Annotated in this window: 21 protein-coding genes; 14 read left to right on the top strand and 7 right to left on the bottom strand. The window is 73.9% G+C overall.

Features of this window, described 5'->3' with window-relative positions:
• Positions 1–3: 3 nt before the first annotated feature.
• Positions 4–570, bottom strand: a complete 567-nt coding sequence (locus Q0967_RS00965; RefSeq protein WP_298747548.1) for a GNAT family N-acetyltransferase — start codon at positions 568–570, stop codon at positions 4–6.
• A gap of 96 nt (positions 571–666) precedes the next feature.
• Between Q0967_RS00965 and paaA the strand changes: the two genes are divergently transcribed.
• From paaA to paaE, 5 genes are read left to right on the top strand one after another with little or no spacing between them, the layout of a single operon-like run.
• Complete coding sequence (gene paaA / locus Q0967_RS00960) at positions 667–1,716, top strand: 1,2-phenylacetyl-CoA epoxidase subunit PaaA (RefSeq protein ID WP_298747553.1); 1,050 nt, start codon at positions 667–669, stop codon at positions 1,714–1,716.
• The gene (gene paaB, locus Q0967_RS00955) at positions 1,713–2,000 is read left to right on the top strand and encodes a 1,2-phenylacetyl-CoA epoxidase subunit PaaB (protein WP_298747556.1); all 288 of its coding nucleotides are present in this window, start codon (positions 1,713–1,715) and stop codon (positions 1,998–2,000) included. The genes paaA and paaB overlap by 4 nt, the downstream gene beginning before the upstream one ends.
• A 44-nt stretch (positions 2,001–2,044) precedes the next feature.
• The gene (paaC, locus tag Q0967_RS00950; RefSeq protein ID WP_299448994.1) at positions 2,045–2,806 is read left to right on the top strand and encodes a 1,2-phenylacetyl-CoA epoxidase subunit PaaC; all 762 of its coding nucleotides are present in this window, start codon (positions 2,045–2,047) and stop codon (positions 2,804–2,806) included.
• Between the two features lie 8 nt (positions 2,807–2,814).
• Positions 2,815–3,333 carry a 1,2-phenylacetyl-CoA epoxidase subunit PaaD gene (gene paaD, locus Q0967_RS00945; protein WP_298747561.1) on the top strand — a complete coding sequence of 173 codons (519 nt, stop codon included), beginning with the start codon at positions 2,815–2,817 and terminating at the stop codon, positions 3,331–3,333.
• A 7-nt stretch (positions 3,334–3,340) separates the two neighbouring features.
• Positions 3,341–4,468 carry a 1,2-phenylacetyl-CoA epoxidase subunit PaaE gene (gene paaE / locus Q0967_RS00940; RefSeq protein ID WP_298747564.1) on the top strand — a complete coding sequence of 376 codons (1,128 nt, stop codon included), beginning with the start codon at positions 3,341–3,343 and terminating at the stop codon, positions 4,466–4,468.
• Between the two features lie 90 nt (positions 4,469–4,558).
• Here the strand turns inward: paaE and Q0967_RS00935 are convergent, their stop codons facing one another.
• The 3 genes from Q0967_RS00935 to Q0967_RS00925 form a co-directional block, all read right to left on the bottom strand.
• Positions 4,559–5,203, bottom strand: coding sequence for a nucleoside triphosphate pyrophosphatase (locus tag Q0967_RS00935; protein ID WP_298747567.1), 645 nt, complete (start codon positions 5,201–5,203; stop codon positions 4,559–4,561).
• 257 nt (positions 5,204–5,460) lie between these two features.
• A complete protein-coding gene (locus Q0967_RS00930) occupies positions 5,461–6,054 on the bottom strand; it encodes a GNAT family N-acetyltransferase (RefSeq protein ID WP_298747574.1) in 594 nt (197 codons plus the stop codon).
• Entirely contained in the window at positions 6,051–7,736 is a 1,686-nt protein-coding gene (locus tag Q0967_RS00925; RefSeq protein ID WP_298747577.1) for a DUF885 domain-containing protein, read from the bottom strand. Before Q0967_RS00925 ends, Q0967_RS00930 begins: the two co-directional genes overlap by 4 nt.
• Positions 7,737–7,790: 54 nt before the next feature.
• On the opposite strand from Q0967_RS00925, the gene Q0967_RS00920 reads away from it, so the two are divergent.
• From Q0967_RS00920 to Q0967_RS00905, 4 genes are all read left to right on the top strand, one after another.
• Entirely contained in the window at positions 7,791–8,828 is a 1,038-nt protein-coding gene (locus Q0967_RS00920; RefSeq protein WP_298747582.1) for a hypothetical protein, read from the top strand.
• On the top strand, positions 8,818–9,627 hold the full coding sequence (locus tag Q0967_RS00915) for a methyltransferase domain-containing protein (protein WP_298747585.1): 810 nt from the start codon (positions 8,818–8,820) through the stop codon (positions 9,625–9,627). The genes Q0967_RS00920 and Q0967_RS00915 overlap by 11 nt, the downstream gene beginning before the upstream one ends.
• A 75-nt stretch (positions 9,628–9,702) precedes the next feature.
• The gene (locus Q0967_RS00910) at positions 9,703–11,172 is read left to right on the top strand and encodes a sodium/glutamate symporter (RefSeq protein ID WP_298747588.1); all 1,470 of its coding nucleotides are present in this window, start codon (positions 9,703–9,705) and stop codon (positions 11,170–11,172) included.
• Complete coding sequence (locus Q0967_RS00905; protein ID WP_298747591.1) at positions 11,169–11,834, top strand: MOSC domain-containing protein; 666 nt, start codon at positions 11,169–11,171, stop codon at positions 11,832–11,834. The genes Q0967_RS00910 and Q0967_RS00905 overlap by 4 nt, the downstream gene beginning before the upstream one ends.
• Here the strand turns inward: Q0967_RS00905 and Q0967_RS00900 are convergent.
• Together Q0967_RS00900 and Q0967_RS00895 are read right to left on the bottom strand one after the other, a co-directional pair.
• Entirely contained in the window at positions 11,831–12,076 is a 246-nt protein-coding gene (locus Q0967_RS00900; RefSeq protein ID WP_298747594.1) for an acyl-CoA carboxylase subunit epsilon, read from the bottom strand. The two genes, Q0967_RS00905 and Q0967_RS00900, sit on opposite strands and share 4 nt — an antisense overlap.
• Positions 12,073–13,692, bottom strand: coding sequence for an acyl-CoA carboxylase subunit beta (locus Q0967_RS00895; protein ID WP_298747597.1), 1,620 nt, complete (start codon positions 13,690–13,692; stop codon positions 12,073–12,075). Before Q0967_RS00895 ends, Q0967_RS00900 begins: the two co-directional genes overlap by 4 nt.
• A 22-nt stretch (positions 13,693–13,714) precedes the next feature.
• Between Q0967_RS00895 and Q0967_RS00890 the strand changes: the two genes are divergently transcribed.
• From Q0967_RS00890 to Q0967_RS00875, 4 genes are read left to right on the top strand one after another with little or no spacing between them, the layout of a single operon-like run.
• On the top strand, positions 13,715–14,467 hold the full coding sequence (locus tag Q0967_RS00890) for a biotin--[acetyl-CoA-carboxylase] ligase (RefSeq protein WP_298747600.1): 753 nt from the start codon (positions 13,715–13,717) through the stop codon (positions 14,465–14,467).
• A gap of 9 nt (positions 14,468–14,476) precedes the next feature.
• Positions 14,477–15,295: an enoyl-CoA hydratase/isomerase family protein gene (locus Q0967_RS00885; RefSeq protein ID WP_298747602.1), complete on the top strand. Its 819-nt coding sequence runs from the start codon at positions 14,477–14,479 to the stop codon at positions 15,293–15,295.
• Positions 15,296–15,338: 43 nt separating this feature from the next.
• Positions 15,339–16,043 carry a response regulator transcription factor gene (locus tag Q0967_RS00880; protein WP_298747605.1) on the top strand — a complete coding sequence of 235 codons (705 nt, stop codon included), beginning with the start codon at positions 15,339–15,341 and terminating at the stop codon, positions 16,041–16,043.
• 5 nt (positions 16,044–16,048) lie between these two features.
• Positions 16,049–17,113: a HAMP domain-containing sensor histidine kinase gene (locus Q0967_RS00875; RefSeq protein WP_298747608.1), complete on the top strand. Its 1,065-nt coding sequence runs from the start codon at positions 16,049–16,051 to the stop codon at positions 17,111–17,113.
• On the opposite strand, the gene Q0967_RS00870 is transcribed toward Q0967_RS00875, so the two are convergent.
• On the bottom strand, positions 17,086–17,607 hold the full coding sequence (locus tag Q0967_RS00870; RefSeq protein WP_298747611.1) for a GtrA family protein: 522 nt from the start codon (positions 17,605–17,607) through the stop codon (positions 17,086–17,088). The two genes, Q0967_RS00875 and Q0967_RS00870, sit on opposite strands and share 28 nt — an antisense overlap.
• A gap of 41 nt (positions 17,608–17,648) precedes the next feature.
• Here Q0967_RS00870 and Q0967_RS00865 point away from each other — a divergent pair, with 41 nt between their 5' ends.
• The gene (locus tag Q0967_RS00865; protein ID WP_298747614.1) at positions 17,649–18,866 is read left to right on the top strand and encodes a 5-(carboxyamino)imidazole ribonucleotide synthase; all 1,218 of its coding nucleotides are present in this window, start codon (positions 17,649–17,651) and stop codon (positions 18,864–18,866) included.
• Positions 18,867–18,872 lie beyond the last annotated feature (6 nt).

Here is an 18,872-nt window from a genome sequence, read left to right as displayed (position 1 = left end):
GCCTCACGTCCACGCGACCAGCCGCACCTCGCGGACCGTGCGTCCGTCGTCGCCGACGACCCGGTCGCGCCACGCGCCGTCCGGCTCGAACCCGGCCTCCTGCAGGAACGCGCGGGTGGTGCCGGCCTCGGCGAGCACCCAGGTCGCGACGCCCTCGAGCTGGTCGTAGGCGGCGCGGAGGGTGTCGATGGCCGCGTTGAGCAGCCGGGAGCCGTGTCCGGCCGCCCTGGCCTCCGGGTGCACGCCGCCGTCCAGGAGCAGCGCGCAGGTCCCCTCGGGCAGGCCGGGTTCGTCGTCGGCCGGGCCGACCGCGACGTATCCCGTCACCTGCGGGCCGGCGCAGGCCACGAGGAGACGGTGCCGTGGCGTGGGCGGGTGCTCCAGGGACTCGCGCCAGGCGGCCGCGAAGCGGGGCCCGGTCAGGGCGTCCAGGACCTCCTGGTCGAGCACGTCGGCGAGCTCGTGCTGCCAGACGAAGGCCTGGACCAGGCCCACGGCCGGGGCGTCGTTGGGCCGCGCGGTGCGGACGCTGGCGTCGGCGGCGGGGGGCTGCTCGTGCTGATGGCTCACCCACCCAGTCTCGCACCGGCCCCGGTATTACAGACGCACCGTCATGTGACGTGCGTTGCGTTATACAAGAGGGCTCGTCTCTGGCACACTGGAGGGATGTACGGCAACGACTTCGGCCAGCCCGGCACGACGGACCCGGGTGCGGGCGCGCCGCCGCACCCCCTCAACGCCGCGGAGACGCCGGACTACACCGACGCGCTCGCGGAGTACTTCGACGGGCTCATCGAGGAGGACCAGCGCGTCGAGCCGCGGGACGCCATGCCGGAGGCCTACCGCACCACGCTGATCCGCCAGATGGCCCAGCACGCCCACTCCGAGATCATCGGGATGCAGCCGGAGGCCAACTGGATCACCCGCGCGCCCTCGCTGCGGCGCAAGGCCATCCTCATGGCCAAGGTCCAGGACGAGGCCGGTCACGGGCTGTACCTCTACTCCGCCGCCGAGACCCTCGGCGTGGACCGCTCCGAGCTGCTCGACAAGCTGCACTCGGGCCGGCAGAAGTACTCCTCGATCTTCAACTACCCCACGTTGACCTGGGCGGACGCCGGGGCGATCGGCTGGCTCGTGGACGGCGCGGCCATCATGAACCAGGTGCCGCTGTGCCGGTGCTCCTACGGGCCCTACGCCCGGGCCATGGTCCGGGTGTGCAAGGAAGAGTCCTTCCACCAGCGCCAGGGCTTCGAGATCCTCTGGGTGCTCGCCCGTGGGACCGAGGAGCAGAAGGCCATGGCCCAGGACGCGGCGAACCGGTGGTGGTGGCCGGCGCTGCAGATGTTCGGCCCGCCGGACACCGGCGAGCACGCGAGCAGCGGGCACACCGCGCAGAGCATGGCGTGGGGCATCAAGCGCTTCTCCAACGACGACCTGCGGCAGAAGTTCGTCGACATGACCGTGCCGCAGGCCCAGAAGCTCGGCATCACCCTTCCCGACCCCGACCTGGCCTGGAACGAGGAGCGCGGGCACTGGGACTTCGGCCCCATCGACTGGGACGAGTTCTGGCGGGTCCTCAAGGGTGACGGCCCCTGCAACGAGCAGCGCATCCGCACCCGGGTGCAGGCCCACGAGGAGGGTGCCTGGGTGCGCGAGGCCGCGGAGGCGTATGCCGCCAAGCAGGCCGCCCGGCACCAGCCGGAGGCGGTCGCGTGAGCTCCGGGTCCTGGCCGCTGTGGGAGGTGTTCGTGCGGGCCAGGCGCGGCCTGTCGCACGTCCACGCCGGCTCGCTGCACGCCCCCGACCGGGAGATGGCGCTGCGCAACGCGCGCGACGTCTACACCCGGCGTCAGGAGGGCGTCTCGATCTGGGTGGTGGCCTCCGAGGACATCACCGCGTCCAGCCCGGACGAGCGCGACAGCTTCTTCGACCCGGCCGCCGACAAGGTCTACCGGCACCCCACGTTCTACGACGTGCCGGAGGATGTGGAGTACCTGTGACCGAGCAGCACACGACCGAGACGGTCGGGGCAGACCCGGGGCGCGTGGCCGACCCGGCGTTCGACTACCTGCTCGGGCTCGGCGACGACGCCCTCATCTACGCCCAGCGCCTCGGTGAGTGGCTCACGCACGCGCCGCAGATCGAGGAGGACATGGCCCTCGGCAACGTGGCCCTGGACCTCATCGGCCAGGCCCGGGCCTTGCTGACCCACGCCGGGGAGGTCGAGGGCCCGGACCCGGTCCGCGACGAGGACGACCTGGCGATGCTGCGCCACGAGCGCGAGTTCCGCAACGTGCAGCTCGTCGAGCAGCCCCGCGGCGACTTCGCCCACGAGATGGCGCGGCTCCTGTGGTTCTCCACCTACCAGCGCGCGCTGTACTCCGCCCTGCTCACCTCGACCGACGAGACCCTCGCGGGCGTCGCCGCCAAGGCCGTCAAGGAGGTCGACTACCACCGGGACCACGCGACCCAGTGGGTGCTGCGCCTGGGGGACGGCACCGAGGAGAGCCACGACCGGATGCAGGCGGCTCTGGTCGCGGTGCACCCCTACGTCGCGGAGCTGGGCGAGGACCACGGCGCCGCACGATGGGCGGCCGAGCACGGCGTCGGCGTGCTGCCCTCGAGCCTGATCGACGCGGTCAACGCCTCCGTCGCCGGGGTGCTCGAGCAGGCCACGCTGAGCATGCCGGACGCCCCCCGCTGGCACGCCCGGGGCGGGCGTGCGGGCGTGCACTCCGAGGTCATGGGCTACCTGCTGGCCGAGATGCAGCACCTCCACCGCAGCCATCCCGGCGCGCGGTGGTGAGGGTCGCCGTGCTGGACCCCGACCTGGTCGCCCGGGTGGAGCAGGACATGCGCGCCGTCCCCGACCCGGAGATCCCGGTCATCACCATCGACGACCTCGGGGTCATCCGCCGGGTCGAGACGGCCGAGGTCGACGGGCATCCCGGGATGCGCGTCACCATCACGCCCACCTACTCCGGCTGCCCGGCCATGCACGCCATGGCCGACGCGGTCGTGGCGGCCGGCCGGGCCCACGGCATACCGGTCGAGGTCGTCACCCGGCTCTCGCCCGCCTGGACGACCGACTGGATGAGCGAGCAGGGCAGGGCCAGCCTGCGCCGGTTCGGGATCGCGCCGCCCACCGGGGAGCGGGCGCACGCGGCCCCTCCCGGGCCGGTGCCCGTGGGGCTCCAGCTCCGGGTCGTCAGCTGCCCGCAGTGCGGGTCCGACGACACCGAGGAGGTCGCCCGGTTCGGCTCCACGGCGTGCAAGGCGCTGCGCCGCTGCCGGACCTGCCGGGAGCCCTTCGACGAGTTCAAGACGATCTAGGAGCACCGTGAGCCTGATCCAGCAGCCGACGCGGCGCCGCGCGAGGTTCCACGACCTCACGGTGAGCCGGGTGGACCGCCTGACCGACGAGGCGATCGCCCTGAGCTTCGCGGTCCCCGAGGACCTGCGCGAGGAGTTCGCCTTCGAGCCCGGCCAGCACCTCACGGTGCGGGCCACCATCGACGGACAGGACGTCCGTCGCTCCTACTCCTGCTGCATCTCCCGCGGCCGGTCCCGGGAGACCGGCGAGGTCCGCGTGGCCGCCGCGACGGTCCCCGGCGGGCTGATGTCCAGCTGGCTCAACGAGCACGTGCAGCCCGGCGACACCCTGCAGGTGATGACCCCCATGGGGTCCTTCGTCTGCCCGACCGAGCCGACCGCGGCCAAGCACCACGTGGGCGTCGCGGCGGGGTCCGGGATCACCCCGGTGCTCTCCCTGCTCACCACCGCGCTGGAGGAGGAGCCGCACTCCCGGGTGACCCTCGTCTTCGGCAACCGGCGGACCGACTCGGTGATGTTCCTGGAGGAGCTCATGGACCTCAAGAACCGCTTCCCGCAGCGGTTCACCCTGCTCAACGTGCTCTCCCGCGAGCCGCAGGACGCCGAGCTGCTCACTGGCCGCATCGACCGGGAGAAGGTCGAGCAGCTGCTCGCCACCTTCGTCCCGGAGGACCAGGTCGACGAGTGGTACCTCTGCGGGCCGTTCGGCATGGTCGAGGCGGTGCAGGAGGTCCTCGCCGAGCGAGGGGTGGACCCCGGGCACGTGCACCACGAGATCTTCCACGTCGACAGCGACGGTGCGCCGGTGACCACCCCGGCCGAGGACGCGACGCCCCGCGACCCGGGGGCTCCCCCCGAGGCGGTCGCCACCGTCACGCTGGACGGGCGCACCACCACCGTGCCGATGGCCAGCGCCGCGGAGACCATCCTGGCGGCGACCCTGCGGGAGCGGCCGGACGCTCCCTTCTCCTGCACCGGTGGCGTGTGCGGCACCTGCCGCGCCAAGGTCGTCGACGGGGAGGTCCGGATGGAGCGCAACTACGCCCTGGAGCCGGACGAGGTCGAGCGCGGCTACCGCCTCATGTGCCAGTCGCACCCGGTGACGGGGACGGTCACCATCGACTACGACGCCTGAGCGGCGCGCCGGCCGTCCCGCGGGTGCGGTGGCACCGCCCCCTGGGCCGGGGCCGCGAGGGCCGGGGTGGCCGTGCGCCGCCCGAGAGGCTCAGCGGTCGAGCAGCTCGTGCCAGGCGAGGTCCAGCTGGCCCAGGAGCTCGCGCAGCAGCGGCAGGCTGATGCCGACCACCGCGTGGTAGTCGCCCTCGATGCCCCGCACGTAGGGACCCCCCAGCCCGTCGACGGTGAACCCCCCGGCGACCTGCAGCGGCTCGCCGGTGCCGACGTAGTGGGCGATCTCGGCGTCGGTCAGGTCGGCGAAGTGCACGACGGTTGATGCGGTGGCGCCGAGCGTGGCGCCGGTCCCGGGCGAGCCGTCCGCCCCGGCCTCCCGGTCGTCGACGAGCCAGTGCCCGGTGTGCAGCGTGCCCGACCGGCCGCGCATGGCCTGCCAGCGCTCCACCGCGACCTGCGAGGAGTGCGGCTTGCCGAAGACCTGCCCGTCCAGCTCCAGCACCGAGTCGCAGCCCAGGACGAGGGCGTCGACGCCGTGCTCGCGGCTGACCTGCTCCGCCTTCGCCCGGGCGAGGGTGAGCGCGACGTCGGCGGCGCTGAGCTCCCCGTGCCGCTCCTGCGCGGCCGCGAGGGCAGCCTCCTCGTCCACCCCGGACACGATGACCTCGGGGGACACGCCGGCCCGGGTGAGCGTGGTGAGACGGGCGGGCGAGGCGGAGGCGAGCACGAGGGGGATCACGGACGGGAGCCTACCGGCGTCGGCCGACCGCGGCGCCGTCCCACGGGCCGCACCCGTCACGGCAGCCCCGTGGTGCGGGGACGTTGACCGGTGCGGGGGGTATATCCCCGTCATCCGCACCTGTCCCCGCACTCAGGGGCCCGTGTGGCCCGTGGGTCTCGTGGTGCGCGGCGGCGACGCTCAGCGGCGACCCCCGGCCGCAGCCACCGTCACAACCGCGGCCCGAACCCCCGTCACGTCCGCGGCCCGAGCCGCCGTCACGACCGGCCGGCGCCGGCGGCGTGATCCCGCCACGCCTGGCCGTCGAGGGCGTGGACGAGGTGCCGCACGAGCTCGGGGTATGCCGTCGCGTCCACCCGGGGGTGGTCGAAGTCCCGGGCCGGGTCGCGCCGGAGCCCGATCCGGCCCATGACCCGCAGCGAGGCGGTGTTGACCGCCGGGGTGAACGAGACGATCTCCGCCAGCCCGACCTCGGTGAAGCCCAGACGCAGCGCCTCGGTGGCCGCCTCGGTGGCGAACCCGTGGCCCCAGGCCGACCGGGCCAGCCGCCACCCCACCTCGACGGCGGGCCCCGAGGGCAGGAAGTCCGCGGGCCACAGCCCGGTGTAGCCGAGGAACGCGCCGGTGTCGCGCCGTTCCAGCGCCCACAGCCCGTAGCCCCGCCCGGACCAGCAGGCGTCGATGCGGTCGACGAAGGCGTCCGAGCGCTCGCGGCTCATCGGGCCCTGCAGGTAGCGCGTCACCTCGGGGTCGGCGTTCATCGCGGCGAACGGCTCCCGGTCGGCCTCGACGAACCCGCGGAGCACGAGCCGGCGGGTGGTCCGCCGCGGGGCCTGCGGCCGGCCGCTCACAGCTCGCCGAGCACCGCCGCACGCAGCGTGTCGAGACCGACGCCGCCGATGTCGAGCGCCCGTCGGTGGAAGGCCTTGAGGTCGAAGTCGTCGCCCTCCCGGCGACGGCACTCCTCGCGCAGCTCCAGCCACAGCCGCTCGCCGATCTTGTAGCTCGGGGCCTGCCCGGGCCAGCCGAGGTAGCGGTCCAGCTCGAAGCGCAGGGACTCCTCGTTCTCGTGGGCGTGCGCGGTGAGGAAGCGCCAGGCCTTGTCGTACGTCCACTCCCCGCCGCCGACCTCGGCCGGAGCCTCGAAGCCGCAGTGCACCCCGATGTCGATGACCACCCGGGCCGCCCGCAGCGACTGCCCGCCGAGCAGGCCCATCCGGTTGCCCGGGTCGTCCATGTGGCCCAGGTCGGCCATGAGCCACTCGGCGTAGAGCGCCCAGCCCTCCCCGTGCCCGGAGGTCCAGGACGCCAGGCGACGCCAGCGGTTGAGCAGCTCGGAGCGGTACACGGTCTGCGCGATCTGCAGGTGGTGGCCCGGGACGCCCTCGTGGTAGACGGTGGTGAGCTCGCGCCAGGTGGAGAACCGGGTGACCCCCTTGGGCACCGACCACCACATCCGACCCGGACGGGTGAAGTCCTCGCTGGGACCGGTGTAGTAGATGCCTCCCGTCTGGCTGGGGGCGATCATGCACTCGATGCGCCGCACGGGCTCCGGCACGTCGAACTGCGTGCCGGCGAGCTCGGCCACCGCCTCGTCCGCCCTGACCTGCATCCACTCGCGCAGCGCCTCGGTGCCCTCCAGGGCGTACCGCGGGTCGGCGTCCAGGATCGCGACGGCCTCCTCGACGCCCGCACCCGGGCGGACCGCCTCGGCCGCCTCCTCCATCATGGCGGTGATCCGCGCGAGCTCCTCCTGGCCCCACCGGTAGGTCTCCTCGAGGTCGATCTCGGCACCGAGGAAGCTGCGCGACCGCAGCCGGTAGAGCTCGCGCCCGCACGCGTCTGACTCCGGCGCCTGCGGCTCCAGCTCGTCGGTGAGGTATGCCGCGAGCTCGCCGAAGGCCGCCTTCGCGTCGGTGACCGCTGCGGCGAGGTCCGCGCGGACCGCCTCGGGCTGGTCCGCCGCCTCGCGGACGAGGGCGTCGAAGCTGCTGGCCTCGTCGCCGGCCTGGTCCCGGCACTGCCCCGCGACGCCGCGCACCTGGCGGACCGGCGGGACCTGACCCCGCTGCGCGGACCAGCGCAGCGCGGAGACGAACTGCTCCAGGGCGGTGGGCACGGCGCGCAGCCGGGCGGCGACCGTCCCCCAGTGCTCCTCGGTGTCCTTGGGCATGAGGTCGAAGACGTCCCGCACCGCCAGCGGGGCGGCGGTGAGCACGTTGAACTCCACCGGCGTCCGGCCCTCCAGGACCAGGTCCAGGAGCTCGACCTCCAGGCCCAGCCGCTCGCGCAGCGCGGCCACCGTCACCCGGTCGGTCTCGTCGACCGGGCGGGCGCCCTCCAGGGCGGCCAGGGTGCTCGCGCACTGCGCCCGCTGCGCGCGCAGCCCCTCCAGCGACAGGTCGTCGATCTCGGCGTCCCGGCCGGGCACGCCCAGGTAGGTCGCCTCGAGCGGGCTGAGCGCCACGGTGGCGTCCAGGTGGTCCTCGGCGATGCGGTCGATGTCGGTCTGCTCGCGGCTCTGCGTGGTCACCCACGCAACCTACCGCGCGCGGGCGGGCCGTCCCCGCGTGCATACCCTGTGCTCGTGCCCCGCCGACCCCGCCCCGCCGACCCCCGTCGCGAGACCGAGCGCTGGTTCCTCGCGCACGGCCTGTCCTACTTCGTGCCGGCCGAGCGGGCGGCGGCCCGGGCCGCCCTGCGCCCCCGTCACCTCGTGCCCGTGGGCCTGCTCGTGGTCGTCGTCACGGCCGCGCTCGGCGGGGCGCTCGGGTGGGTCTCGCAGCAGGTCAGCGCGGCGCCGGCGGTGTGGCTGACGCTGCTCCTCCTCGCGGTCCTCTGGTATGCCTCGACCGCCCTGCACGCGCGCCCGATCCTCACCTTCGCGCTGCGCCGCACGGTCACGAGCGTCCCGCTCCTGGTCGGGACCGCGATGCGCGCGCTGCCGCTGCTGCTGCTCTTCGTGGCCTTCCTCTTCATCAACGCCGAGGCGTGGGAGATGAGCGCGAGCCTGCCCTTCGCCACGCACTGGCTGGTGGTGCTGCTCCTCCTGGGCGTCGGTGTCGTGTTCCAGCTCATCCGGCTGCCGGAGGAGGTCGACCGGGCCGACGACGCCGTCGACGAGGCCTTCCTGGAGCGTGCCTGCCGCGGCACGCCCATGCAGGCCACCCAGGCCCGGCTCGCCGCGGACCCCGGGGTGGACACGGCGTCCTACGCCCGCGTCACCGGCTTCGAGCGGTGGAACCTCATCATCGCCCTGCTGCTCATCCAGCTGGTGCAGGTCGTGGCCCTCATCGTGGCGGTCTTCATCTTCCTGCTCGTCTTCGGCTCGATCATCATGCAGCAGCAGACCCAGCTGAACTGGACGGGTCTGGAGCAGACCCGCCACGTGCCCTACCTGGGCAGCGTCTCGGTCGAGCTGGTCAAGGTCTCGTTGTTCCTCGCCTCGTTCTCCGGGCTCTACTTCATCGTGAGCGCGGTCACCGACGACACCTACCGGCACCAGTTCTTCTCGGTCGTCACCGACGAGCTGGAGCGCGCGGTCGGGGTCCGGGCCGTCTACCGGGCGCTGCGGGAGGGGGAGCGCCGCGACAGCCACGGCGGGGAGGAGCCTCGTGAGCACTAGCTGGGACCCTGGCCACTACCGGCGGTACGCCGCCGAGCGGGACCGGCCGTTCGTCGAGCTCATGGCCCGGGTGCCCCGGCTCGAGCCGCGACACGTCGTCGACCTGGGCTGCGGACCCGGCCACGGGCTGCGGTGGCTCGCGGACCGGTGGCCGGGCGCCGACGTGCTCGGCCTGGACTCCTCGCCGGAGATGGTGGCCGCGGCGCGGGAGACGGCCGGAGGGGGCAGGGCCCGGGCGGAGGTGGGCGACCTCGTCGACTGGGCCCGCGGCGGCGCGGGTCCGGGGGAGGTCGACCTGCTGGTGACGACCGCCACCCTGCAGTGGGTCCCCGGGCACCTCGCCCTGCTGCCGGAGCTGGTCGGGCGGCTGCGCCCCGGAGGGGTCCTCGCGATGACGGTGCCGGGGAACATGGGCGAGCCCAGCCACACCCGGCGCCGCGAGATCGCGGCGCGGCCGCGGTATGCCGCGCACCTCGCCGGGGTGCCGACCCCGGCCGCGCACGACCCGGTCGACTACCTCCGGGTGCTGGCCGGCGCGGGGTGCGAGGTGGACGCCTGGGAGACCACCTACCTGCACGTCCTCGACCCCGCGGGGCAGGACCCCGACCCGGTGTTCACCTGGGTGAGCGCCACGGGCGCCCGCCCCACCCTGCAGGCCCTGCCGCCGGACCTGCGCGAGGCCTTCGCCGACGAGCTCCGCGCGGCGCTGCGGGAGGCATACCCCCGCACCGAGGCGGGGGTGGTGCTGCCGTTCCGGCGGGTCTTCGCGGTCGCCACCCGTCCGGACCCGTCCGGCTGAACCTCGGCCGGTCGCTGGCGGTGGCGGACGTCCTGTGTCAGGGTGACCGCACCATCAGACTGAGGGAGGGCGGCCATGTCCGCAGACCAGATCGGATTCGCGCTCATCGTGCTGGGGCTCTTCCTGCTCCTCGGCAAGGTGGTGAGGGTCAAGGTGGGATGGGTGCAGAAGCTCTTCCTGCCCAGCTCGATCATCGGCGGCTTCCTCATCCTGCTCCTCGGGCCGCAGGTGCTGGGCCGCGTCGGTGGCCCGGTCGGCGAGAACGGGCTCTTCACCCAGCCGATGCTCGACGTGTGGACCGCCCTGCCGGGCCTGCTCATCAGCGTGGTCTTCGCCACGATGTTCCTCGGCCAGGACCTGCCCACCCCGCGCCGCGCCGGCAAGCTCGTCGGCCCGCAGCTGGCCCTGGGGGTCGCGATGGGGTCCGGCCAGTACGTCGTCGGGCTGCTCCTCGCCGCGCTCGTCCTGGTGCCGCTGCTGGCCGCCGAGCCGATGGTCGGGGCCCTCATCGAGATGGGCTTCGAGGGGGGCCACGGCACCGCGGCGGGCATGCGTCCGGTGCTCGAGGACCTCGGCTACGGCGAGGGTGCCGACCTCGCGGTCGGGCTGGCCACCGTCGGCATCGTCGCCGGCGTCGTCATCGGCATCGCCCTCATCAACTGGGGGGTCCGGACCGGACGCACCGAGATCCTCAAGGGCGACGTCCAGGCCTCGGTCGAGGAGCAGAAGGGGCTGTTCCGCAAGGACGAGTACTACCCCGCGGGGACCATGACCAGCCGCCCCTCCTCGGTGGAGCCGCTGTCCCTGCACATGGCGCTGGTGGCGGTGGCCATCCTCATCGGGTGGCTCTTCCTCGAGGCGCTGCGGTGGGTGGAGTCGCAGACCTACTCCAGCGTGCTCATCAACGGCGACACGCCGCTGGAGATCTTCGCCTTCGTCCCGCTCTTCCCGTTGGCGCTGCTCGGGGGCGTCGCCATCCAGGCCGCGGCGGCCGCGCTCGGCGTCGACCACCTCATCGACCACCAGATCATGCTGCGCATCCAGGGCTGGGCCCTCGACTTCCTCATCGTGGCCGCGATCGGCACGCTCTCGCTGGAGGCGATCGGCTCCAACATCGGCTCGTTCCTGCTGCTGGCGGTGGCCGGCATCGCGCTCAACGTCGGGCTCTTCCTGTGGTTCGCCCCGCGGATCATCGGCCGCTACTGGTTCGAGCGGGGCATCGGCGACTTCGGCCAGTCCATGGGCGTCACCGCCACCGGGCTCATCCTCATGCGGATCACCGACCCGGACGGCGAGAGCCCGGCCTTCGAGGCGTTCGGCTACAAGCAGCTGGTCTTCGAGCCGTTCTTCGGCGGCGGCCTCGTCACCGCGCTGGCCGTCCCGGTCATCGCGCTCACCGGCATCTGGCCGCTGTTCTCGGTGATGCTCGCGCTGTTCCTGGTCGCCGTGGGCACCGGGTGGTTCTACTTCCGGCCGCGGGCCGACGCCGAACGCCGCGAGCTGCAGGAGAAGGGCGCCGACGGCGTGGACGCCGTCACGACATGACCGGGAGGGCGTGCGTCCGCTCCACCAACCTCGCCCGGCCCAAGCCCGACCCCGGCACGCCGCGCACCACCGGTATAGACAAGCACCCGGTGGACGGGATCGACGTCCTCGCGCCCGGACCCCGGTACGGCGACGGGTCCGGGGCCGTGGGCGACCACGTCGGCGACGCCCGGCACCACGGCGGCGCCGACAAGGCCGTGTATGCCGTGGCCCGCGAGGAGCTCGACTGGTGGGAGGGGGAGCTCGGACGGGTGCTGCGGGACGGCACCTTCGGCGAGAACCTCACCACGTCGGGGATCGACCTCCACGGCCTCGAGCTCGGGCGGCACCTGCACGTGGGCTCGGCGACGCTGCAGGTCTCGCTCCCGCGGCAGCCGTGCGCCACCTTCGCGCGGCACCTGGGGGTGCAGGGCTGGGTCCGCCGGTTCACCGAGCGTGGCGCCTGCGGCGCATACCTGCGCGTGCTCGCCCCGGGGCGGATCTCGCCGGGGGACCCCATCGGGCTCGGTGCCCCTCCGGCGCACGGGGTGAGCATGCGCACCGCCTTCGCCGCGGCGATGGGGGACCTTGCCGCGGCCCGGCAGGTGGTCGCCGCGGGCGCGCTGCCGGCGAGGTACCACGACGCCCTGGCCCGGCGGCTGGAGGCCCGCGCCTCCCGCTAGCGGGGCAGGGCCGAGGCGCGCCACCCGTCGGGCCCGACCGAGGGGCGGGGCCGGGCGAACCTCGCGCGTGCCGTCCACAGGGTGCGGGGGGCGCCGGGGCGCTCGGACGCCGTGTCGCTGCCGCCGCCGGCAGCGCTGAGGACCACGGTGAGCGCGGCGAGCTGGGCCGGCGTCGGGGCGCCGCGCACCACGCGCACCAGCGCGGGCTGCTGCGCCTCGGCGGGTCCGGTGGTGTCGCTCACAGCGGGATGTTCCCGTGCTTGCGCGGTGCCCGGTTGGACCGCTTGGTGCGCAGGTGGCGCAGGGCGCGGGCCACCTCGAGGCGGGTGTGCGACGGCTCGATGACCGCGTCGACGTAGCCGCGCTCGGCCGCGACGTAGGGGTTGGCCAGGGTGTCCTCGTACTCCCGGATGCGGCGGGCCCGCTCGGCCTCCACGTCACCGCCCTCGGCCTGCACCTGGGCCAGCTCGCGACGGTAGAGGATGTTGGCGGCGCCCTGGGCGCCCATGACGGCGATCTGGGCGGTGGGCCAGGCCAGGTTGATGTCGGCACCGAGGTGCTTGGACCCCATGACGTCGTAGGCGCCGCCGTAGGCCTTGCGGGTGATGACCGTGACCAGGGGGACGGTCGCCTCGGCGTAGGCGTAGAGCAGCTTGGCGCCACGGCGGATGATCCCGCCGAACTCCTGGTCGGTGCCCGGGAGGAACCCCGGCACGTCGACGAAGGTGAGGATGGGGATGTTGAAGGCGTCGCACGTGCGCACGAAGCGGGCGGCCTTCTCCGAGGCGTCGATGTCCAGGGTGCCGGCCAGCTGCATCGGCTGGTTGGCCACGACCCCTACCGAGCGACCCTCGACCCGTCCGAAGCCCACGACGATGTTGGGCGCGAACAGCTCCTGCACCTGGAGGAAGTCGCCGTCGTCCAGCACGGCGCGGACGGCCTCGGTGATGTCGTAGGGGACTCCGGGGGAGTCGGGGATGAGCACGTCGAGCTCGGTGTCGGCGTCGCCGAGCTCCTCGTCGGGCTCCTCCTCGTAGACCGGGGGGTCCTCGAGGTTGTTCTGCGGCAGGAAGCCCAGTAGCTCCTTGACGTAGCCGAAGGCGTCGTCCTCGTCGCTGGCCAGGTAGTGGGCCACGCCGCTGGTGGAGTTGTGGGTGCGTGCCCCGCCCAGCTCCTCGAAGGTGACGTCCTCGCCGGTGACGGTCTTGATGACGTCCGGGCCGGTGATGAACATGTGCGAGGTCTGGTCCACCATGACGACGAAGTCGGTGATGGCGGGGGAGTAGACGGCCCCGCCGGCGCAGGGCCCCATGACCAGGGAGATCTGCGGGATGACCCCGGAGGCGTGCACGTTGCGCTTGAAGATCTCGGCGTAGAGCCCCAGGGCGACCACGCCCTCCTGGATGCGCGCGCCGCCGGAGTCGTTGATCCCGACGACCGGGCACCCGATCTTCATCGCGAGATCCATGACCTTGACGATCTTCTCGCCGTAGACCTCCCCGAGGGAGCCGCCGAAGACGGTGAAGTCCTGGGCGAACACGGCGACGGGCCGACCGTCGACGGTGCCGTAGCCGGTGACCACGCCGTCGCCGTAGGGACGGTTGCGCTCCTGCCCGAAGGCCGTCGAGCGGTGCCGGGCCAGGGCGTCGAGCTCGGTGAAGCTGCCCTCGTCCAGCAGCGCCTCGATGCGCTCCCGGGCGGTGAGCTTGCCTTTGGCGTGCTGCTTCTCGACGGCCTTCTCGGACCCGGCGTGGACGGCGTGGTCCACCCGTGCGCGGTAGTCCTCGAGCCGCCCGGCGGTCGTGCGCAGGTCCGGTCCCTCGGCGTCCTGGCTGTCGTCGCTGAGCTGGTCGGTCATGCCCCCAACTTAGCCTTGGTCCATGACCCGACTGTGCTGGGCCACGCCGGAGCGCCACGAGAGCCTCGGCTCGACCAACGTCCTCGCCCTCGCCGACCCGCGGCCCGGTCGCGTGGTCGTCGCCGACCACCAGAGCGCGGGGCAGGGCCGCCGCGGCCGCGCCTGGTCCTCGCCGCCCGGGACCTGCCTGGCGGTCAGCGCCGTCCTGCCGCCCGTCCCGGCACCGGTGGCGGGCTGGCTGCCGCTGGCCGCGGGCGTCGCGGTGGTGGACGCGCTGCGGGCTACCCGGTGGCCGGTGGACGCGGTCCTCAAGTGGCCCAACGACGTGCTGCTCCAGGACGGGCCGGCCCCGGGCAAGCTCTGCGGGGTGCTGGTGCAGGTCGCGGACACCGGTGCGGTCGTCGTGGGCGTCGGCGTCAACGTCGACCACGACCGCGACCAGCTGCCGGTGCCGACGGCCACCTCCTGGCGCCTCGCCCGGGGTGGCGCCCCGCTCCCGGAGGGTGCGCGGGAGGACCTCCTCGAGGACTACCTGCGCCGGCTGCGTGGGCTGCACGCCCCCCTGGCGCGCGGGGAGACCGAGCCCGTGCGCACGGCATACCTCGCCCGGTGCGCGACCCTCGGGCGCGCGGTGGTCGTGCACCGCCCGGACGGCGCCACGGTCCGCGGGGAGGCGGTCGGGCTGGGCGAGGACGGGGCGCTGCTGGTGCGCGAGCCGGACGGCGCGGTCGGGGTGCACCACGCCGGCGACGTCGAGCACCTGCGCGACCAGTAGCCTCACCGCATGGACGCACCGACGATGCTTCAGGTGACCCGGCACCCGTCCCCGGGCGAGGAGTCGGGAGGAGAGCCCGGGTCGGTGGTCGAGCTGACCCTCGACCGCCCGGAGGCCATGAACGCCATCTCCACGGAGTTCGCGCAGGAGATCACCGCGACGACCGCGGCCCTCGCCGCGGACCCGAGCGTGCGCGCCGTGGTGCTCACCAGCGCCCACGACCGGGCCTTCTGCGTGGGCGCCGACCTCAAGGAGCGCAACGGCTTCACCGACGCGCAGATGATGGACCACCGCCTCGTGTCCAAGCTCGCCTACCGCGGCGTCCTCGACCTGCCGGTGCCGGCCGTGGCCGCGGTCGAGGGCTACGCGCTGGGCGGCGGGCTGGAGCTCGCGCTCTCCTGCGACCTCGTCGTCGCCGGGACGGGGGCGACCCTGGCGCTGCCGGAGGTCGGCGTGGGCGTCATCCCCGGGGGCGGCGGCACGCAGCTGCTCACCCGTCGGGTGGGGTGGTCGCGCGCGGCCTCGATGATCTTCACCGGGCGCCGGCTCGGCGCGCAGGAGGGTCGCGACCTGGGGGTCGTCGACGAGCTGGTCGAGGCCGGGTCCGCGCGGGACCGGGCCCTGGAGCTGGCGGCGACCATCGCGGCCAACTCCCCGGTCGCGGTGCGCAACGCCAAGCGGGCCATGCGGATGGGGATGGGGACCGACCTGGCCGCCGGTCTGGAGATCGAGGACGGCGCCTGGCGGGCCACCGCGTTCAGCCGCGACCGGGCCGAGGGCGTGGCCGCCTTCGCGGAGAAGCGCAGGCCGCAGTGGCCCGGACGGTGACCGAAAGCGCATACTGTCAACCAGCCACGCGGAGGGAGACGACGTGACCAGGGTGCTGCTCGCCGAGGACGACCCGACCATCTCGGAGCCGCTCGCCCGCGCGCTGCGGCGCGAGGGCTACGACGTGACCGTCGCGGCCAACGGCCGCGCGGCGCTGGCCGAGGCGACCGGGGACGTCGCGCACGACCTCCTCGTGCTCGACCTCGGGCTGCCTCAGCTCGACGGGGTCGAGGTATGCCGTTCGCTGCGCGACTCCGGGGTGCGGATGCCGGTCCTCATGCTCACCGCCCGCAGCGAGGAGGTGGACACCGTCGTCGGCCTGGACGCCGGAGCCGACGACTACGTCACCAAGCCGTTCCGCCTCGGTGAGCTCCTCGCCCGGGTGCGGGCGCTGCTGCGCCGGGGACCCACCGCGAGCCAGACGCCCGGGGGCACGGCGCTGCGGATGGACATCGAGGCCCGCCGGGTCTTCCTCCACGACCGCGAGGTCCGCCTCACCACCAAGGAGTTCGACCTGCTGCGGGTCCTCATGCGGGAGGAGGGCCGGGTCGTGTCGCGCGAGGTGCTCATGCGCGAGGTGTGGGACACCTGGTTCGGGTCGACCAAGACCCTCGACATGCACGTCTCCGTGCTGCGCCGCAAGATCGGCGACGACGCCCACGACCCGCGGCACATCGTCACGGTCCGCGGCGTGGGCTTCCGCTTCCAGAACGACCCCGACGGCGCCGACGCCGACAGCGTGGACTGAGCGCCGTGCGCAAGGTGCTGCGCGACCTGGCGGTACGCATCGTGCTGACCGTGGTCGGGGTCTCCCTCCTCTTCGGCGCGCTCATCGCCTGGCTGCTGCGGGAGGCGCAGACCACCCGCTGGCAGACCGGCAACGGGGAGATGCCCGACTGGTGGCTCCTCGGCACGCTGGTCCTCACCGGCGCGGTCATCCTGGCGATCGCCGTCCCGGCCGCGCGCTCGTGGGCGGACCGCGCTGCCGAGACCACCGCCCGCCCCCTGCGCCAGCTGGCCCACCGCACCGACGAGCTCGCCTCGGGCGGGTTCGTGCTCGACCCGCAGACCCGGCCCGGGCGTCTCGTGGAGCAGGAGCCGTTCCGCTCCGGGATCGCCGAGATCGACGCCGTGGCACGCGAGGTCGACCGGCACCACCACACCTTCGCCCGGGCGCTCGTCTTCGAGCGGTCCTTCGCGGCGGACGCCTCGCACCAGCTGCGCACCCCGCTGGCCGCGCTGCTGCTGCGGCTGGAGGAGATCGCCCAGTCCGACGACGCGTCCGTGGCCCGGGCCGAGGCGGAGATCGCCATCAGCCAGGTGGAGCGGCTGACCGGAGTGGTCGACGAGCTGCTCCAGCGCACCCGGGCGGGTCACGCGAGCGGTGGTGCGGTCAGCGCCGCCGACGCGGTGCTCGCCGGCCTCGACGAGGAGTGGACGCCGGCCTTCGAGGAGCGGGGGCGGGCGATCGAGCTCACCTGCGAGCGGGGGGTCATCGTCGAGGCGAGCGCCTCGGTCCTGTCCCAGGTGCTCAACACGCTCGTCGAGAACTCGCTGGTGCACGGACGCGGCGACGTGCGGGTGCACGTCGCGCGCTCGGGGCCCTCGGCGGTGTTCACCGTGTCCGACCAGGGCCCGGGGATCCCTCGCGACCTGGCCCGCAGCATCTTCGACCGCGGCACGACCAGCGGGCAGGGGACCGGGCTCGGGCTCGCCGTGGCGCGGGAGACGGCCGAGTCGATCGGCGGCCGGCTGGAGCTGACCCGGGCCTTCCCGCCGACCTTCGCCTGCTACCTGCCCCTGGCCGTGACGCCCTGACCGGGCGCGTCGAGCTCCACCTCGCCGCGGAAGACGAAGGTCCGGTAGGCCCAGAAGCGGAACATCGTGCCCAGCACCAGGCCCACGCCGTTGCCCGAGACGTTGTCGGCCAGCTGGCTGTCCAGCCCGAGCACGTATCGGGAGAAGCCCAGGCAGGCCACCGCGATGAGGAGCCCGACCGCGTTGAAGAGGACGAAGAGGGCGAACTCGTGCGCCACCGGCTCGCTGCGCCGGTGCCGGAAGGTCCACCACCGGTTGCCGACCCAGGAGAAGACCGTCGCCACGCTCGTCGCGACCACCTTGGCCCACAGCGGGGAGCCGGACATGGGCCCCTCGCCCAGGCCGGGCACCCCGAAGACGAGGAGGTTGTAGAGCGCCGTGTCGAGCACGAAGGCCACGGCCCCCACGGTGCCGAACTTCGCGAGCTCGGCCACGAGGACCTGGTAGGTGGCGCGTGCACGCGCCACGAGCCCGGAGGCGGCAGAGGGGGTCACGGGGCGGCAGTCTAGGTGCAGCGGCTGGGTAGGCTGACCGCGTGACCTCTCCCAGCCCCGTCCGTGCCGAGGGCGGCTTCCCGGTGGTGGGCATCGTCGGCGGGGGGCAGCTCGCCCGCATGTGCCAGCCGCCCGCGACCAACCTCGCCCTCACCCTGTCCGTCCTCGCCGAGAGCCCGACCTCCAGCGCAGCCCTCGTGGTGCCGCACAGCCCGGTCGGGGAGCACACCGACACCGAGGCCGTGCTGGCCTTCGCCCGCGGGTGCGACGTGGTGACCTTCGACCACGAGCACGTGCCCCAGGAGGTGCTCCTGGCCCTGCAGGACGCCGGCGTGGCCGTCCACCCCAGCCCGCAGGCCCTCGTCTTCGCGCAGGACAAGCTCGCCATGCGGCGGCGCCTCAGCGCGCTGGGGCTGCCCTGCCCCCGCTGGGCGCAGGCCCGGACCGCCGCCGACGTCGAGGAGTTCGCCGCACAGGTGGGCTGGCCGCTGGTGGCCAAGGCGCCGCGCGGCGGCTACGACGGCAAGGGGGTGCTGGTGTGCCGTGGCCCCGCCGACCTCGACGGGTGGCTCGAGGGCGTGGGCCGGGGCGGGTTCGCCGACGGCATCCTCCTGGAGGAGGCCGTGGACTTCTCCCGCGAGCTGTCGATCATGGTGGGCCGCAGCCCCTCCGGCCAGGCCGCGGCCTGGCCCGTCGTGGAGACGGTGCAGGAGGACGGCATCAACACCGAGGTGCTCGCCCCGGCCCCCTCCCTCGACCCGGGCCTGGCCGCGGCCCTCACCGAGGGCGCGCTGCGCCTGGCCGGTGAGCTGGACGTGACCGGGGTCATGGCGGTGGAGGCGTTCGAGGTGCGCGACCCGGGGACCGGCGCCCCGGCATACCTCGTCAACGAGCTGGCGATGCGACCGCACAACAGCGGGCACTGGAGCATCGACGGGTCGGTCACCAGCCAGTTCGAGCAGCACCTGCGGGCGGTGCTGGACTTGCCGCTGGGGGACCCGTCGGCCAGGGCGCCGTGGACGGCCTCGGCCAACGTGCTGGGTGGGGACTACCCCGAGCTGTACGCCACCTACCGCCACCTGCTGGCCCGCGACCCCGGGTTGAAGGTGCACCTCTACGGCAAGGGGGTGCGACCAGGGCGCAAGCTCGGGCACGTCACCGTCTACGGAGGCGAGCAGGGTGACCTGGCCTCGCTCGAGGAGCTGCGCGGCCGCAGCCGGCACGCCGCCGACTACCTGCAGGGAGTGGTGACCGAGTGAGCAGCG

Origin of the sequence: uncultured Serinicoccus sp., from assembly GCF_947500995.1 — a bacterium.
In the GTDB taxonomy this organism is placed as follows: Bacteria; Actinomycetota; Actinomycetes; order Actinomycetales; family Dermatophilaceae; genus Ornithinicoccus.
This window is presented reverse-complemented; position numbering and strand designations above follow the sequence as displayed.

Excerpts from the sequence above, each read along its gene's own strand:
- paaA (WP_298747553.1), top strand. The coding sequence starts at position 667 with ATGTACGGCAACGACTTCGGCCAGCCCGGCACGACGGACCCGGGTGCG.
- Q0967_RS00890 (WP_298747600.1), top strand. The coding sequence starts at position 13,715 with ATGACCCGACTGTGCTGGGCCACGCCGGAGCGCCACGAGAGCCTCGGC.
- Q0967_RS00910 (WP_298747588.1), top strand. The coding sequence starts at position 9,703 with ATGTCCGCAGACCAGATCGGATTCGCGCTCATCGTGCTGGGGCTCTTC.
- Q0967_RS00885 (WP_298747602.1), top strand. The coding sequence starts at position 14,477 with ATGGACGCACCGACGATGCTTCAGGTGACCCGGCACCCGTCCCCGGGC.
- Q0967_RS00905 (WP_298747591.1), top strand. The coding sequence starts at position 11,169 with ATGACCGGGAGGGCGTGCGTCCGCTCCACCAACCTCGCCCGGCCCAAG.
- Q0967_RS00895 (WP_298747597.1), bottom strand. The coding sequence starts at position 13,692 with ATGACCGACCAGCTCAGCGACGACAGCCAGGACGCCGAGGGACCGGAC.